This is a genomic window from Thermoanaerobacter sp. A7A (genome assembly GCF_000445185.1).
Taxonomy (GTDB): domain Bacteria; phylum Bacillota; class Thermoanaerobacteria; order Thermoanaerobacterales; family Thermoanaerobacteraceae; genus Thermoanaerobacter.
In genome coordinates this window covers 56871-74087 of record NZ_AVAF01000171.1, presented here as the reverse complement: position 1 = coordinate 74087, position 17217 = coordinate 56871, and the positions used below count along the sequence as shown (strand labels likewise).

The 17217-nt window shown below is 33.1% G+C and carries 17 protein-coding genes; all 17 read right to left on the bottom strand.

Annotated elements, in window-relative coordinates:
* Window positions 1-8: 8 nt before the first annotated feature.
* The 17 genes from sleB to pth all read right to left on the bottom strand — a co-directional run bounded on the left by sleB (window position 9) and on the right by pth (window position 17114).
* The gene (gene sleB, locus M663_RS0113770; protein ID WP_003870422.1) at window positions 9-719 is read right to left on the bottom strand and encodes a spore cortex-lytic enzyme; all 711 of its coding nucleotides are present in this window, start codon (window positions 717-719) and stop codon (window positions 9-11) included.
* A 92-nt stretch (window positions 720-811) separates the two neighbouring features.
* Window positions 812-1447, bottom strand: coding sequence for a stage II sporulation protein R (spoIIR, locus tag M663_RS0113765; protein WP_029689347.1), 636 nt, complete (start codon window positions 1445-1447; stop codon window positions 812-814).
* Between the two features lie 70 nt (window positions 1448-1517).
* Window positions 1518-2669, bottom strand: coding sequence for a Ger(x)C family spore germination protein (locus M663_RS0113760; protein ID WP_019908111.1), 1152 nt, complete (start codon window positions 2667-2669; stop codon window positions 1518-1520).
* Window positions 2653-3762, bottom strand: a complete 1110-nt coding sequence (locus M663_RS0113755) for an endospore germination permease (protein WP_004398995.1) — start codon at window positions 3760-3762, stop codon at window positions 2653-2655. The genes M663_RS0113760 and M663_RS0113755 overlap by 17 nt, the downstream gene beginning before the upstream one ends.
* Window positions 3746-5350: a spore germination protein gene (locus M663_RS0113750; RefSeq protein ID WP_029689346.1), complete on the bottom strand. Its 1605-nt coding sequence runs from the start codon at window positions 5348-5350 to the stop codon at window positions 3746-3748. The genes M663_RS0113755 and M663_RS0113750 overlap by 17 nt, the downstream gene beginning before the upstream one ends.
* Window positions 5351-5360: 10 nt before the next feature.
* A complete protein-coding gene (locus M663_RS0113745) occupies window positions 5361-5573 on the bottom strand; it encodes a CLC_0170 family protein (RefSeq protein ID WP_029689345.1) in 213 nt (70 codons plus the stop codon).
* Between the two features lie 65 nt (window positions 5574-5638).
* Window positions 5639-6367, bottom strand: coding sequence for a nucleotidyltransferase family protein (locus tag M663_RS0113740; protein WP_029689344.1), 729 nt, complete (start codon window positions 6365-6367; stop codon window positions 5639-5641).
* Between the two features lie 5 nt (window positions 6368-6372).
* A complete protein-coding gene (locus M663_RS0113735; RefSeq protein ID WP_029689343.1) occupies window positions 6373-7050 on the bottom strand; it encodes a GntR family transcriptional regulator in 678 nt (225 codons plus the stop codon).
* On the bottom strand, window positions 7043-7912 hold the full coding sequence (gene ispE, locus M663_RS0113730) for a 4-(cytidine 5'-diphospho)-2-C-methyl-D-erythritol kinase (RefSeq protein WP_029689342.1): 870 nt from the start codon (window positions 7910-7912) through the stop codon (window positions 7043-7045). The genes M663_RS0113735 and ispE overlap by 8 nt, the downstream gene beginning before the upstream one ends.
* A 98-nt stretch (window positions 7913-8010) precedes the next feature.
* Window positions 8011-9537 carry an SPOCS domain-containing protein gene (locus tag M663_RS0113725; protein WP_029689341.1) on the bottom strand — a complete coding sequence of 509 codons (1527 nt, stop codon included), beginning with the start codon at window positions 9535-9537 and terminating at the stop codon, window positions 8011-8013.
* A 106-nt stretch (window positions 9538-9643) separates the two neighbouring features.
* Window positions 9644-9913, bottom strand: a complete 270-nt coding sequence (locus tag M663_RS0113720; protein WP_003867615.1) for a Veg family protein — start codon at window positions 9911-9913, stop codon at window positions 9644-9646.
* Between the two features lie 189 nt (window positions 9914-10102).
* Window positions 10103-10957, bottom strand: a complete 855-nt coding sequence (gene yabG / locus M663_RS0113715) for a sporulation peptidase YabG (protein WP_029689339.1) — start codon at window positions 10955-10957, stop codon at window positions 10103-10105.
* Between the two features lie 72 nt (window positions 10958-11029).
* Window positions 11030-11581: a stage V sporulation protein T gene (spoVT, locus tag M663_RS0113710; protein WP_003870433.1), complete on the bottom strand. Its 552-nt coding sequence runs from the start codon at window positions 11579-11581 to the stop codon at window positions 11030-11032.
* A 104-nt stretch (window positions 11582-11685) separates the two neighbouring features.
* Window positions 11686-12591 (bottom strand): peptidylprolyl isomerase, encoded by a 906-nt coding sequence (locus M663_RS0113705; protein ID WP_029689338.1) that lies wholly within the window; start codon window positions 12589-12591, stop codon window positions 11686-11688.
* 53 nt (window positions 12592-12644) lie between these two features.
* The gene (gene mfd / locus M663_RS0113700; RefSeq protein ID WP_029689337.1) at window positions 12645-16154 is read right to left on the bottom strand and encodes a transcription-repair coupling factor; all 3510 of its coding nucleotides are present in this window, start codon (window positions 16152-16154) and stop codon (window positions 12645-12647) included.
* 5 nt (window positions 16155-16159) lie between these two features.
* Window positions 16160-16528, bottom strand: coding sequence for a hypothetical protein (locus M663_RS0113695; RefSeq protein WP_029689336.1), 369 nt, complete (start codon window positions 16526-16528; stop codon window positions 16160-16162).
* Between the two features lie 31 nt (window positions 16529-16559).
* Window positions 16560-17114 (bottom strand): aminoacyl-tRNA hydrolase, encoded by a 555-nt coding sequence (gene pth, locus M663_RS0113690; protein ID WP_029689335.1) that lies wholly within the window; start codon window positions 17112-17114, stop codon window positions 16560-16562.
* Between the last annotated feature and the right edge of the window lie 103 nt (window positions 17115-17217).

Below are 17217 nucleotides of genomic sequence, written 5' to 3'. Positions count from 1 at the left end.
TTTTCACCTCACCTTGCAAAGATATGGCTGCCTATTTGGGTTATAATTGGCCTGTTAAATATCCAATAACTTGTCACTCTCGCAGCGTTGTAATAATACAAGGCACCACCAGTAGGGTCCCATCCAGCAATTGCATCTCTTGCCGCCCTTATGCTGTCATTTGTAGGAGGTAGCCACATTTGACCATCATCTACTGCAGAAAAAGCCCCAGGTTGAAATATAACACCTGCTATAGTTTTTGGAAATCTCGGGTCTCTTACTCTATTCATCACCACAGCTCCAACTGCAACTTTTCCAATATAAGGTTCTCCTCTCGCTTCTCCATTTATAAGCATTGCTAAAAGGTAAACATCGTCATTTGTGGTGACAGAGGAAGAAGCCTGATAAGCCGCTAAATCCTGTGCAGTAGTCGTAAAACCTAAAGCTACTTTTGTATCGTCATCTACAATTCCAGTAACTCTGAGTCCATTATATGCTTGAAATTTCCGAACTGCCAGCCACGTTCTAACCCCAAAAAATCCATCTACAGCTCCCGTATAATATCCCCAGTCTTTAAGCCGTGCTTGCACTTTTGCAACATCACTACCTGTATTTCCCCAATAAAGGTTAGACATAGCTGTTTTGGTCAAATCATAAGCCGCATACTCAAAAACTGCTGTTATAAAAATAGCCAAAACTGTTATTATAATCTTTATGCGGAGAATAAAATCTATTTTCATTTTGAACCTCCTTTTCTTTGGTGTTTGTAAATATTTTTTGTAGTAGTAAAAGTATTATACGCTGTTTTTAATTTAAAAAATTAAAGCGCCCTTTAAGGCGCCTTCCATGCCACTTTAAATTTATTGTAATATTCCTCTATAATTTCAACTATTTTAAATTTAACTTTAGGTTTTTCTTTCTCAATAAGTTTCATTTCATCTTGAGAAAGATATTTAGCCACTTCCTCTGCAGTTTGTGTATCTGTAAACCCGTGGGTAGCATCAATAAAGCAAAGGGGAGGAAATATTACACACCACCAATTTTTACCTTCACCATTTCCTATTACTACTTTAAGCGCGTTGTAATTTCCCGCAGGAAGAGTAAGTGCCCCATAATACCGTGTAGGAAAATCAAAGGTGCCATAGGCAACTTTCACATCATAATTCTTACCTTCTCTACGAATTACTTCCTCTGCAACCTTTTTAATCTCCTCAATACTTTGCTTTATAATCCTTTCCGAATCTTTTACATCTTTTACTTTTTCAAATTTAGGCGTTAAATCAACAAGTATAGCATCTCTAACCTTAAGTTTTAATTCCTGGTCTTCTTCGGAATCGCTGTTGGCAATCACATGAAACCTTATTAATTTGCGGGATAGGTCTTCTCTTTGCAAATTGGAAGATTTAGCCCCATAAAAATTTGCTGCTATAATAATTGCTAATACCATCAATGCAATTAACCTTTTCATAATTTTATCCTCCATCACAAATCTTTAGTTTAACTAAAGTATTACCAAATATATTAAAAAATATACCCTTCTACCTGAAAAGCCCTATCCTTCGGACATGAGAAGTAACATCTACTTTTATCTCTACCTCCGGAAAAATTTTATCCCAATCTTTCCCCACCTTTTCCCATAAACTTGGATGATATTTTTCAATATAATCTCCTATACCTAGCATGTCTACTTTTAATTCTTTTTGAAATCTATTTATAGCTTTTTGTGTCATCTTCTTTATTTCGTCACTAGTTTTTCTTTCTATGACGTTTAACAAGTCACCTTTCATCATTTCTCCGTGCTTTTCAAAAGTATATTCCGTTATATCTCCTTCCACCTCCAGTTTAACTCTATAAATAATTTTCCCATTTTCTTCTTTAACATCTCGCCTTCTAATAACATTTGAAATATTAAAAGGAACCTTTATTTCTTCTCCATCTCCTGGCATATTTATAGAAATATCTCCTCCCTTCACAAGACCAGTCAGCCACATATATCCCATGTTTTCATCATCTTCCATCCAACCTGCTAATTTATAATTTTTAATAATAGCAGAACCTGCTATTTTAATTTCATCTTTTCCTGCAATTATTTTTGGGATTATCGCATTGCCGTTCGTCTCATGAAGAGACTTAGTAATTTTATTATAGTCAATTGTTGGAAATTTTGATGTCAAGTTGTAATGTTTGAATATATCTCTAATATAAGCTCCTGTATTTGGTTCCATCTCGTATTTTTTTAGAAGAATATCCTGAGCTTTTTGTGGAGTTACAAGAAGGTAAACTTTACGGCTCAATTCATAACTCCTGTCAAGAGAATCTAAAACTTGTTGAAATTTATCCTTGTTTTCCACTACGTCTTTGCCAAAAATAATAGCTTGTGTATGACCTAAATACAGCGCTTTATTAATTCTTGTACTTATATGACGGGAAGCAGAAAAAATCGTATCAGCAACTTCTGAAACAGCAAAACTTGGCTTTTCACTTCCTCCTCCACCGCCACTGGTACCTTTTGTAATTTGAGCAGCATTAGGAAATTGAAAAGTCACAACATATCTTTTATTCGAAGAAGATAAATCTATACCAATTGCCATCACAAAAGCCCTGTCTTCTATTTCAATTTTATCCCAACAGCCTGTCAACATAAGAGCAATTAAAACCCATAATATCACTATTTTAAGTTTTCTCTTCATCTTTATCACCTAATCTTTTGACTTTTAAAATGATAAACAATAGTATTGGCAATATAGCTATAAAAAACACTGACATGTACTGGGAAACATATCCCGCATATTTATAAACTGTCACAATAGAATCGGGAATTAAAGCCATTAAATACATTATAGGAACTGCCGGCAATACAAAATAAGAATGTTCTCTGGTCTTTAAAAGCTTTGAAAGAGCCAAAGTAGCAAAATAGTGAAAAGAATAAATAGAAGTAAAAATGGTGAATGTCCATATTCCCATTACAATTCCCTCTACATTTTCAATGAAAAACACAGGAAAATTAATAGATTTAATGAGGGTCAAAAAAGGCCACAGCTGTTCCCTTGTTTCCTTGTATCCAAATATGCCAACTACAAAAAAAGTTATATACATGTAAAACAACATCGTAGAGATTATTGCTGAATTGACACTTCTTTTCAATTTGTCTGTATTAATTATATATGGAAAAAGCAAATACAATATCTCAAAGCCAACAAAACTATATGTAGTCACAAGCATTCCTTTAAAAAACTCAACTAATGAAACCCTCATAAATGGAAGAAAATTACTTAAATCTATATCAGTTAAAGTCGGTAAAAAAAGTAATACAAGAGGTATCACTATTATGGGAAACAAAATTTCTGACATTCGTGCAATTGGCTCAAGTCCATATCGCACTAAATAGGCAGAAGTAAAAAGCATTGTAATAATTATCGTTTCAATAGGGGTACTTGGCAAAAGATATATTTTCAAAACTTCCCCAAAAATCCTTACATCAAGGCTTGCAAATATTGTGAAGTAAAAAACAAGTATAATACTTATAATAATAGAAATAGGTCTTGTTATAAGTTTACCGGTATATTCGACAAAAGTTTCTGTAGGAAATTTAGAAGATAGATAAAGTATCAGCCTTGCAAAAAAAAGAGAAGCTATTCCTCCTCCCAAGATAGCTATAAGCCCATTAGGTCCTACCTCTTTGGAAACATCTGCAGGAAGACTTAATATTCCAGCTCCTACCATAGTAGTGAAAAGCAATATTGATACTTGATTTGCAGAGATTTTATCATTGTTTTTTATCATTGTTGTCTCTCCTATCGTCTTCTATGCTTTCTATTTTTTCTTCTCTTAAATCTTTCATCTTTTTTCTATCAGGAGTATCTAAAATTTCTGGCCGATTTTTAAAGTACATTATAGGAGCTTTTATTAAAGCATCCGCAAGGTCACTTAGGTCTATTTCCACAAAAGGAGAAAGATACGGAACCCCAAAACTTTTTAAAACAACCAAGTGAGTGAGAACTATCATAAATCCCAACATTATACCATACAAACCAAAAACAGCTGCAAGAATCATAAATATAAATCTTAGCATTCTAAAAGCAATGGCAGCGCTGTAACTGGGTATTGCAAAAGAAGCTACAGCTGTAACGGCTACCACTATTACCATCAATGGGCTTACAATACCCGCTTGGACAGCAGCTTGTCCTATAATAAGACCACCTACAATGCCAATAGTTTGCCCTATAGGTACGGGAAGTCTAACTCCTGCCTCTCTTAAAAGCTCAAAAGTCGCTTCCATAATAAAAGCTTCAAAAAAGGCAGGAAAAGGCATACCTTGTCGTGTTGCTGCAACATACAAAGTCAATTTAGTCGGTATAAGGCCTGGATGATAGGCTGTAAAAGCTATGTAAACAGCAGGCGAAATTAATGCGACGATTGCTGCAAGAAATCTCAAAATTCTTAAAAGTGAAGATATCATCCACCTTTCGTAATAATCTTCAGGCGATTGAAAAAGAGTAGCGAGAGTAGTAGGTATTATGAGAGCAAAAGGAGTATTATCTGTCAAAATTGCCACTCTTCCCTCTAAAAGAGAAGCTGCAACCTTGTCAGGCCTTTCTGTACTCAAAACTTGAGGAAATGGTGAATGCCAATCTTCTTCAATCAATTGTTCTATATACCCGCTTTCAAAAATACCGTCTATTTTTATATTTTTGAGCCTTTCCATCACTTTATTCAAAACATTCCTATCGACAATATCTTCTATGTAAAGCACTGCTACATCTGTATGAGTCCTTTCTCCAATCTGCATCTGCTTTATTTTTAACTTGGGATCTCTAATCCATCTCCTTACAAGAGCAGTGTTAACCCTTATTGTTTCTGTAAACCCTTCTCTCGGTCCTCTTACAACCGTCTCTGCCTCGGGAGGTGAAATTGACCTCATCTGCCATCCTTTACTAGAAATGATGACTATTTCAGGAGAACCATCAAAAAGCAAAGCAGTGTCTCCACTCAAAATTGACAAAATACACTTGTCTAAATCTGTAATCTCTTTTATGTCTCCTCCTGTTATAGTCCCTTTCTTTATGACCTCATACAAATTTCTCTTTATCTTTTCAATAGAAGGGTCTGCTTGTCTTGAATCCAAAAGCAAAGAGTGGAGTACATGGTCATTTATGAGGTCTTTGTCCACAAGTCCATCTATAAATACAATTGCAAGATTATATTGTTGGTTTTCCCCCACCCAAATATCTCTATATATTACATCATCACAATCTTTTAATTTATTTTTTATATAATCTAAATTTACCTTAAGACTATTTGAAGCTGGTATACCATTTTTATCTTCTTTTTTATCGTCTTTTTTGCCAAATATCTTATCAAAAAATCTCATATTCTCCTCCTTACATAGGGAAAAAGGTTCGTAAAATAATAGCAACTATTCCAATGAAAATATAAAATAATCCAATCCACCTACACAGCTTAGAATCTCTGTCTAGTCCTTTCCTCTCTAAAAATTTAGGCTCAATAAAAGTCTCATAAATCCCTACAATGAATACATTAGCAAACATATAAACTGTAAAATATTGTCTTACAAAATGCAATAAGCTATACATCGCATCACCTTCTGAATATATATTTTGCACTCAGAAAAAAAATATACAAAAAAATAGGCCTATGCCTATTTTCGACTGAGATATTTAGTTGCCATTACTACATCTTCTTCTTTATCAACATCGTTACCTATTTCTGGATATTTAGATATGATAGCCTTCCCTTTTATGTTAAATAACTCTTCTGCTTTTTTCTCAATATGAGAAATTGAAAGTCTCCCTATTAAAAATAAAAATAATATCTTTCCTCCTAATAATTTTCCTAATTTCCATGGTTTTTTTCTATAAGCTATAAATTGTTTCGCATCTTTTATTAATTTATCTATGATTCCAGGGTTAACATAAAAAATATTGCCACCTGTAAAAACTCCTTCTTTCACCCGTGCATAAGTCCTTTTAGCCTCAGGAAACTTTTTTAAATTATCTTCTTTTCTAACAATAGGATAACATAAGTCCGCTCCTGTAGCCTCTGACTTTTCAATAAAATCGCAAACAGCTTCTTTAGTCAACATAGGAATATCACAAGTAAGAATCAAGACTCTTTTGTCATTTTTAAAAGGCTCTACTCCTTTCAAAACATTGTCCATTATATTGTCAGCTTGTTCAATGATAACATCTATCCCTGCTACTTTTTTAAGTTTTTCGGGATCTCCAACTACTGCAATTTTATCTATTTTATCACAACCTCTTAAAGCCTCAATTACATAAGAGACCATATACTTCTCATTTATTTTAACAAAAGCTTTATCAGGCAATTTGTCCTCTTTAGTACTGCCGGCCAAAATTATGGCATTCACCCAAATCACTCCTTGTAACTAAAATACTTTATGTCTTTTACAACCTCTGTCTGGAAATTGCGTATATGCTTCTCTGCCCATCTTCTTGCAGCATCTGTATCTCTTGCTTCGATAGCTTCTGTAATTTTTTTATGCTCTTGATGTATCTTTTTCGCTTTTTTCTCTTCGTTTATATACCTAACTCTAAATCTGTGTACATGTTCTTGTAAATTATTCATTATTTGAATTAATCTGTCATTTCGTGAAGCAGTAAAAATTAAATCATGAAATTCTTTATCCAACTTCACTAGCCCTTCATTATCACCTTCTTCTATCTTTTTTTGAAATTCCTCTACAATTTTCTTTAATTTATCAATTTCTTCATCCGTTATCCTTTCAGCAGCTAGGGAAGCAGCTAATCCTTCTAACGAACTTCTTACTTCTAAAACATTCAAAAGGTCTTTTGCATCCAAATCTGCCACATAAGCACCCTTTCGAGGAACCATAACAACTAGCCCCTCAAGTTCTAATTTTCTAATCGCCTCTCTCACTGGAGTCCGACTTACTCCCAGCTTTTCTGCCAGCTGAACTTCCATAAGTCTCTCTCCAGGTTTTAACTTGCCTGTAATTATGGCATCTTTCATGTAATCAAAAACTACATCTCTTAGCGGTTTATAATTTTCCAATGGAAGAAAATCATTCATACAATTCTAACCCCTTATCTATAGTTTTTGAAAAAAACACAAAACTGTAAACTTCTTTTAAATCCTCATAAGCTCTCTTAAGTCTTTCTAAATCGTCAAAAATTCCGTAAACAGTGGGACCACTACCTGACATAGCACATCCTAATGCGCCTTTTTTAAGCAATTCCTCTTTTATTTGATTAATAACTTCACATTCCCGAGAAGTTACCAATTCTAAATCGTTTTTTATATTTTCTGCAATTTTGTATATGTTTCCTTCTTGTATAGCTTGAGCAACTAAAAAAGTAGCATGGTGACTTTTAAAATTAAGTCTGTCCCATTTATCATAAATTTCTTTTGTGGAAATTTCAATATCAGGTTTTACAAGAAGTAAACTCATAGAGGGAACCTTTAAATTTTCAAATATTTCCCCTATGCCTTTCGCAAGCTTTGTCCCACCTTCCAGACAGAAAGGAACATCTGCTCCAACTTTCAAAGCAATTTCTTTTTTTTCTTCTTTTGACATATTCAAATTCCATAATTTGTCTAATGCAACAATTGTAGCAGCAGCATCAGCACTTCCCCCAGCAAGGCCGGCAGCTAAAGGGATTCTCTTGTCAAGCTTGACTAACACCCCTTCTTTTTTTTGGTATTTTTCTTTTAGAAGGTTAATGACCTTCACTATTAAATTATCTTCTCCTAAAGGTACTCTATGGTCATTGCAAAAAACCTTGACTATTTCGCTTTTTTCAAACTCTAAAATATCAGCCAAATCAATTGATTGCATTATTGTAGAAATTTCATGATACCCATCTTCTCTCTTTCCTAATACATCTAAAGATAAATTAATTTTAGCATAGGCCTTTACTTTGATTTTTTTCATTTCTCCATCCCATCCACGCTCTTTCAATAATATTATAGTTATATATTATACATTATACAATAAATTTTCTGTAAAAAAAATACGCAGTCTCCTGCGTATCATTCTTCCATAGGTATTATTAATTTCATTCCCTCTGAAACTTTTTCTTCTTCTAAACCATTGGCAGAAATTAATTCTTCAAGGCCTACTCTATACCTTTTAGCGATATCCCACAAGGTTTCACCTTTTTGAATCATGTAAACAACAATGCTGTGTTTATTATCGATTTCTCTTGGGGCTTCGATTTCTTTAAGGTCTACAATAACCTCTATTTCTTTCTCTGCAAGTAAATCAACTGTATTATCAATTGCAAACTTTAATTCAATTTCTTTCATGGCTATTATTTCATAGGAAACATGAGAAATTTTTATATCAACCAACATGGGTCCTTTAACTTGACTTATCTCAACAAAAGTCTTAAAAGGATATTCATCTCTATAAGACTTTACACTACCTTCTTCAGACAAATATAAAATAGTATAATCTAATATTCCTTCTAAAACCAATTTATCTACATCTACACTGTAGTCAGATATAATAGGAATAACCACAACATCTATAAATCTTTTTAAGAGAGAAGGTAATTCTACATTAGTTTTGACTACAAATTGAGATTTAAAAGATTCTAATTTCTCTATCACAGTTAAATTTTCTTTCATGGGTTGAATATAAGCTTTTGTACCATAGGCATCAACAGGAAGCTCTCTATCCTCCGTCTCAAACACTTGAACTTTTACCCTTATTGTGACTTCTATATCTAAAATAGTATTTTCTCCCTTTTCATCCTCCACTGCGGTTGTAATTACCTCCATGAGTTCCTCTTGAGTTTTAGCCGACATATAACTTAAAGCCCCAGGAATATCTACAAAATTTGCATAATTTAAATCTGCTTCTAAATTTCCAAATTCTCCTTCCTGTGAAATATATAAAATATTACATTGTACACTTCCTTGAACTATTACTTTGTTATCAGTGACTTTAATTTCCTCCGGTTTTACTGCCACATCTGTTTTTACGACTTTTTGAATAGGGGCTTCCCCCTCAGGAACTTTTATTTTATCTTTTACAAAGACTTCTACACTATTTTGCCCCACTGTATGCATTAACTTCACTTTTTTCTTTAGGGATTCCACTTTTATCGAATCTTCAGCTCCTATTACTACTTCTTTTTTATCAGATACTACTAACCTACATTGTATCTTTATTACAGCTCTCATACTTATTTTTCTACTGTTTACCAACTTGTAGTCAACATTTTCAACATTTGCAACTAACATACATCTGCTCCTCTTATCAATACCTTCATCCTCAATTACATGTGAATAGTCAATTTCTTTTTCAATCCTTTCAAGCTCTCCATTTTTTTCGCCCAAATACAAAATATCTAATGCTAATTTACCTTCAAACTGAACTTTTCCTTCTGTCACAAAAACTTCATTAATATATGTCCGAGGATTTAATGCCAAAAGTACCAGCACGTCCGGTTCATTCTCAGGAACAATTATATCACTCTCTACCAGAAGTTGAGTATCATATGTACCCGATACAGAATCAAACTCTAAAATATCTTTATACACCTGTGGCATGCTTTTACCTCCTTAAAATAATAGTCCTTCACAATAAGATATGCTAATATAATATATAGTTATTGAGGTAAAATTATGCCAAAAAAATAAGACCGAATATCTTCGGTCATTGGAGACACTGGATTTTTTTATTTCCTTCCATCACTGTCAACTCTACTGTATCTGTCAAAATATCTGAATAACTGTAAGAAACCCTCCGGGTCGCTCCTTGTCCATCTAATACCACAATAAAAATGCTCGGATATGTCTTTTCTAATAATCCCTCTTTTATTATGGTCTTTTTTCTGCCACCATTTGTTTTAAGGCGAACTCGAGCACCTATATGTTTATCCAATTGTTTTTTTATTTCATCAAGGGTTGATCTATCTGCCACCACTATCAACTCCTTAGCACATGCTGTGAATATTGTACCACAATTTTCAGACAATGTCAAGGGTATAATATTATATCAGTGCACCTGCCTACTTGTCAATAATGATTTTTATACAAAAAACAAAAAAAAATATGCAAATCTCAGAGATATTTGCATTTAATCAATAATTTTTAGCTTAAGGAGTAAATTAATTTAATATTTGCCTTTTGGAACACCATATCTAAATTTTCCCATTGTCTGCAATCCTCCAATTCCTGGTGCTCCCGTTATAGTGTTTTCTATTAATTCTTCAATTTTTACAAGCTCATTTATATGGGAAAAAGCTACTTTTTCACTTACCAAGACTGGATCAAGGCAGTGTATTAAAACCCTTTCTGGAGAGCTGGCATAATTGGCTCCCACCTTTATAAGAGCTTCGTAATTTGATTGACAAGCTCCTGCAAAAATCACTAAATTGTCAAGTGCAGGTTCGTACTTTCTTGCATTTTTAACCGCTTCCACAAAATACTTAGAATTTCTATAGTTGTTTATATCGCCATAATCCCTGCTATTGCTTCTTATACTATCATGACCTGTAAGAACCAATATATCCGGCCTATATTTTTCTAAAAGGTCATACACTTTATCTGGTTGTTCTTCTTCCTTTACCACTACTCCTACGACTTCCATACCAACCTTTTTATAAGCATCAAGACATATATTTAAATATTCTTCATCTCCATCTATGTGAAGAACTTTTCCTGGCCTTCCGTAAGGCTCTTGCCGACTTGCACGTACCATCCCTTTTTTTCGCTGAAGGTTTTTTGAAGAAGCAATTTTTTTTAAAAGGTATTCTGCCTTTTCTCTATAAGGCCTATCATATTCCGCAATTTTGGCGCGAGAAGCCTCTATAAGGTCATCTTCTGGTGCATCTGCAATTATTCTCATGTTTAAACCGTGTAAAAGATAATGTCTTACTCCTTTATTATCTATAACATTAATGACTCTAAACAAAATGTCAGAGCCATAAGACTTTCTCATTACAATATCATTAATGCGAAAAGCCATAAATTAACCCCCCTGCGCAGCTTAATTCATAGTTTATAATATGCAGAGGGGTATATATATGTGTATATAAATTTATTCTTCCATCTGTTTACCCAAAAAAGCAGCAGCAGTTTCAGCGATTTTTGCTTCAACTTCTGTAACTGCTTCACCGGCTTCTTTAGTAAAAATCACCACACTTCCTATTGTATCTCCTCTTGAAATAATAGGAACTATAACTTGAGATGTAATGTTAAATTCCTGTCCATCTGCTATTTTAATCGGTCCTTTATCTTTCCCAGTCCCAAGCATTATCGTCTTTTTTTCTTCCAAATATTTTTCTAATTCTTGACTTATTGGTTTATCAATTAATTCTTTTTTTGCTACACCGGAAACAGCTATTACATTATCTGTATCTGTAATGCATACAGGGTGCTTTGTAGATTGATATATGCTATCAGCGTACTCTTGCGCAAAATCGCTTAATTCACTTATTGGAGAATATTTCTTTAAAATTATCTCTCCTTCTTTATCTGTAAAAATTTCTAAAGGGTCTCCTTCCTTAATTCTTAATGTTCTTCGAATTTCTTTAGGAATAACAACTCTTCCTAAATCATCTATTCTGCGTACAATTCCTGTAGCCTTCAAAGTAAATACCTCCATTTCCTAAAATTTTTAGCTCAAGATTAGTATTTATATTTTTCCATAAATTTATTCGCAAAAAAAAGACCGGCAACTAAATTGCCGGATTTTTATCCCACTGTTACTTTTATATTTTGAGGAAACTTTTGTATCTTTGCTGCTTTCTCAAGTGCATCATATTTTTCTTTAATAACCTGATTTTTCTTATTATTTAACAAATATCTTTCTATCGCATCTTTTACTTCATTAAAAGGTTTTATTGTAACACCCTCTGACTTTATTATATGATATCCATAAGCAGTCTTAACAGGTTTTGATATCTCACCTTTCTTAAGTGAAAAAACTACTTGGTCAAACTCAGGAACCATAACACCATGAGGAAATTCTCCCAGATCTCCTCCTTTGTCTTTTGTAGCCGTATCAGTAGAATACTCTTTTGCTAAAGTAGCAAAATTTTCCCCTTTCATAAGTCGATTGTATATATCTTCTGCTGTTTTTTCATCAGCCACTAATATATGACTAGCCTTTACTACTTCAAACTGTTCTTTATTATTATCATAATACTTTTTTAACTCTTCTTCTGTAACTTTTACATCTTTTGTATATTTGTCAAAGAGCTTATTTATTAAAAGGTAATTTTTCACATCTTCCTTTGTAATATCTTTATTAACTTCCTTTTCTTTTTGATACTCATCATCTATTTCTTTATCTGTAACTGTAATATTATTTTTTATTGCCTCTTGCACAAGTATTTTTTGAGCAATTAAATTATCAAGCACATTTTCCTTTACTGCATCTAAAAATTTTTTCCCTTGATAATCCTGATTCCATATGTCTTTTGTATATTGTGGACTACTTTCAATTTGAGCTTTTACTTGGTCAAAAGCTTTTTTGTATTCAGCATTTGTAATGTTTTCCCCATTAACAGTTGCAACAACGTCTTTTTTGGCAGAGCAGGATACGGTTAAAAATACTATAAAAACAAAAAATAAAAGTAATGCGATTTTCCTTTTCAAAATAACATCCTCCTGACTTTAAAAAGTTTACATAGTGATAACTTAATTATATATCATTTCTCCACTAACTGCAAACTTTTTATTTTTTCTACCAATTCTATAAGTTCCTTTTGTATAGTCTCTTTTTTATTGAATTTATAAGTAAGGTACGGTTGTACTTGACTTGAAAATACTAAATTCCCTCCATATTCCTTTATTGCCTTTTCTATAGCCTGCATATTTACTGATTTTGTATCTTTAAACTTTAAAATTACGGCGTTTCCTTTTTCAGTTATTTCAGTAATGTTGACCTGAGAAGCAATAGCTTTTAAATAGGCAATTTCTAATAGTGCCTCTACAGGTTTTGGATAATCGCCAAACCTATCTACAAGTTCTTCTGAAATCTCCATCATATCTTCTCTAGATTCTATAGAGGCTATTTTCTTGTACATTTCTAATCTTAAATTTTCGTCTTCAATATAGGAAGAGTCAATATAAGCATTGACTTTTATGTCTATTGTGGTAGTAATCTTTTCTTTGGGAGCTTCTCCCTTTAAATTTCGTATAGCTTCCTCTAAAAGCTTTAAATACAAGTCATAGCCAATTGCATCAATATGACCATGTTGTTCTGCTCCAAGGAGATTTCCTGCACCTCTTATCTCCAAATCCCTCATGGCAATTTTGAATCCAGAACCAAATTCAGTAAACTCTTTTATCGCCTCCAACCTCTTTTCTGCCACTTCACTTAAAACTTTATCCTTTCTATAAGTAAAATAAGCATAAGCAAGTCTATTTGACCTACCTACTCGTCCTCTTAATTGATACAATTGAGAAAGCCCTAACTTATCTGCATCATAAACTATAATAGTATTTACATTTGGTATATCAAGCCCTATCTCAATTATTGTAGTGCTGACTAACACATCGTACTCTCCATTTACAAAATCTATCATTACTTTCTCCAGCTGACTTTCTTCCATTTGCCCATGAGCTATAGCAACTCGGCAATCTGGAATCAATTCCTTTATAAAAGACGCTATTTTTTCTATGCCGTTTACGCGGTTGTATACAAAAAAAACTTGTCCTCCTCTTCCCATTTCTCTCAGTATTGCGTCTTTTATCAATTCTTCATTAAATTCCACTACATAAGTTTCTACTGGATATCGGTCTTCAGGAGGATTTTCAAGTATACTCATATCTCTTATCCCAATCAAAGACATGTGTAGCGTTCTTGGAATAGGAGTCGCCGCCAAAGTCAATACATCTATATTTTCTTTTAGCCTCTTTATTTTTTCTTTATGAACAACCCCAAATCTCTGTTCTTCGTCTATAATTAAAAGTCCCAAATCTTTAAATTTTACATCACTCTGTAAAAGTCTGTGAGTACCAACAATAATATCGATAGTCCCTTCCGCCAGACTTTTAATTATTTGCGCTTGTTCTTTAGGAGTCCTAAAACGACTGAGCATTTCTATCTTTACAGGAAATTCTTTGAATCTTTCTATGAAATTAGTATAATGCTGATAAGCCAAGATAGTTGTAGGGCACAAAAAAGCCACCTGTTTCCCATCAGCCACTGCTTTAAAAGCAGCCCTTAAAGCTACTTCTGTTTTGCCATATCCCACATCTCCACAGAGAAGTCTATCCATTGGCCTGTCTTTTTCCATATCCTCTTTAATTTCTTTTATACACCTTAACTGGTCTTCTGTCTCTTCATAGGGAAATTGTTCTTCAAACTCTTTTTGCCATGGAGTATCAGGAGAAAAAGCATGCCCTTTAGCTATCTGTCTTTTTGCATAAAGCTTAATCAAGTCTTTTGCGATGTCTTCTACTGCTTTTTTGGCTTTTCTTTTAACTCTAATCCATTCACTCCCCCCCAATTTATTTAATTTAGGAGGATTGTCTGTCGGTCCTACATATTTTTGCACAAGGTCTAATTGTTCCACTGGTACAAAAAGGGTATCTCCTCCCGCGTAAATTATCTTCAAATAATCCCTTATAATCCCATCTACTTTTATTTTTTCTATACCTTCATACTTTCCTATACCATAATTTACATGAACAACATATGACCCTACTTCTAATTCAGTAAAGCTCTTTATCTTGTCGGCATTTTTAATTTTTATAGTTTTTTTACTCCTTTTAGTCTGACCAAAAATTTCTCCATCGCTTATAACCGCAAATTTTGCATCCACATACTCAAACCCCTTGCTAACAGAGGCAGGATATATGACCACTTGCCCTTTTTGTATATCGTATTCACTGTCTTTAATCACTACAGTATCAATGTTAAAACTTTCAAGCGTATCTTTTAAAACTCTTGCTCTTTCTTGATTCCCACTTAAAAGCAACACTTTATATCCTGTGTTTTTGTAATATTTCAAATCATCTACTAAAATATCCATTTTGCCGTGAAAAGGATGCATAGACCTTGATATAAAATTAACAATCGTTTGGGGTTGTAACTCATTATCAGGTTTTGCTAAAGTATTAATTATGAGTAAAAAATTATTTTTCACTCTTTTTAATATTTCATCATAATCAAAAAAAAGCTTACTTTGCTCGGGCAAAACCTCTCCTTTTTCTAGTAAAACCTTGAAATTTTCATTAAATTCCATTTGAAGGTTATTTACCCTTTGTTTAATACGACTGCTTTCATCTAAAATAATAACTGCCTCTTCTCCCATATAATCAACAATAGAATAGACATCATCATAAAAATAATCTATAAGCTCATGAATATTTTCTACCCTTTTAGCCTCGGTAATCTCCTCCATAATCTCTTCAAATTTTTGCTGTAATTTTTCTGCAATTCCACTTTTCGATTTTTTTATTTTTGACAAATAGGAATTTAAATAGTTCGAAACTGCAGAAATCCCCTTTTTGATGTGCTCTGCTTCTGCGATAAACTCTGTAGCTGGGAAAATATTTATATTATCAATATTTTCTAGAGACCTTTGTGTAATCACATCAAAAGTCCTTATGGAATCTATTTCATCGCCAAAAAGTTCAATTCTCCATGGATATTCTTCGGTAGGGGAAAAAACGTCAATTATTCCTCCTCTCACACTAAATTGTCCTTTTCCTTCTACCATTTGAACTCTTTCATACCCCATGGTCACCAAATTTTTTATAACTTTCTCCAAATTCACAGTATCACCTAATTTAAAAACAAAGTGATACTTTTTAAATAAATCCATAGGTATGAGCTTACCTAATGCTGCATCTATAGAAGTGACTACAGCATGGGAACTTTCTTCTGACAATTTTTTAATTACCTGTAATCTTTGAGACACCACTTCTTGACTCGCAGCATCTATTTTATAAAACAAGGCTTCTCTTTTGGGAAATAAAGAAGCATTGCCAAAATTAAAAGAATACAAATCTTCGTATATTTTTCTTGCTTCCACCTCATCAGGAGCAATAACTAACACCTTTTTGTTAAACTTAGTCATTATATAATGGGCAATATGGGCTTTTTGAGAATCTGTAAGCCCATAAGCCAAAATAGGTCCTTTCCCGTGTTGTAGAAATTCTTCTATTGTTTTAATCTCTTTTAATTCCTCTATTTGACGAGTAAACATGTTCATCACCTCAACATAAGCCTATTCCATAAGCCGTGTATTAAAGAAGTTACAATAATGGCCAAAAAAATATTTGTTTGCATCACTAATATGTAAGAGGTTATACCAAAAAAGCTGTGGCTTAAGATACTTAAAATAGAAGCCCTTAAATTGATCTTATAGGAAGTTTTTATGTAATCATTTACTGCCTCTGCAATTCCAAATATCAAATGAGACAAAAGAATAGAGGAAGTCAAATACCCCGCCACTGTCTTACACGTTTCTTCAATGATTGGTACAAAATAAATTATAGCTCTTCTCTTATATTTAGTTACTGCCATCCTATTTAGAAAATATGCTAAAATTACACCACCAATTCCAGATAATAGCCACATGTATTCTTTTTTCTCCTTTATTGCCTTTTTATCAACCGTTAAATTTGCTCATAGCATGTTCTATCCCATTTTCTATAATATCTATCACTGCATCTGCTGCTTTTATAACAGCTTCATCAATTAGTTTTTTCTCTGACTCTTCAAATTTTCCTAATACGTAACTTACTAAATCCTTTTGCGGTTTTCCAATTCCAATTCTAATACGCGGAAATTCTTCGCTATTTAAAAGATATATGATAGAATTCATTCCATTGTGACCGCCCGAACTTCCTTTTTTTCTTATCCTTATTTTGCCCACATCCAGGTCTTTATCGTCATAAATTACAATTACATTTTCAAGTTGAATTTTATAAAAATTTACAGCATCGTATAAAGCTTCACCACTTAAATTCATAAATGTCTGAGGCTTTAAAAGAATTATTTTCTCTCCTTTAAAATTCCCTTCACCCACAAGGGATTTAAATTTTAATTTTGTGACATTTATACCTAATTTTTTTGCCAACTCATCTATTACCATAAACCCTATATTATGCCTAGTTTCTTCATATTCTCTACCAGGATTTCCTAAACCTGCAATTATGTACATACGACCACCCTTCCTTATCAAATTAATTATACATAATTAAACGAAAAAAAGCTATAGTATGTGTAAAAGGCTACCGGCAAGCGATAACTTGCCGGTAGCCTTT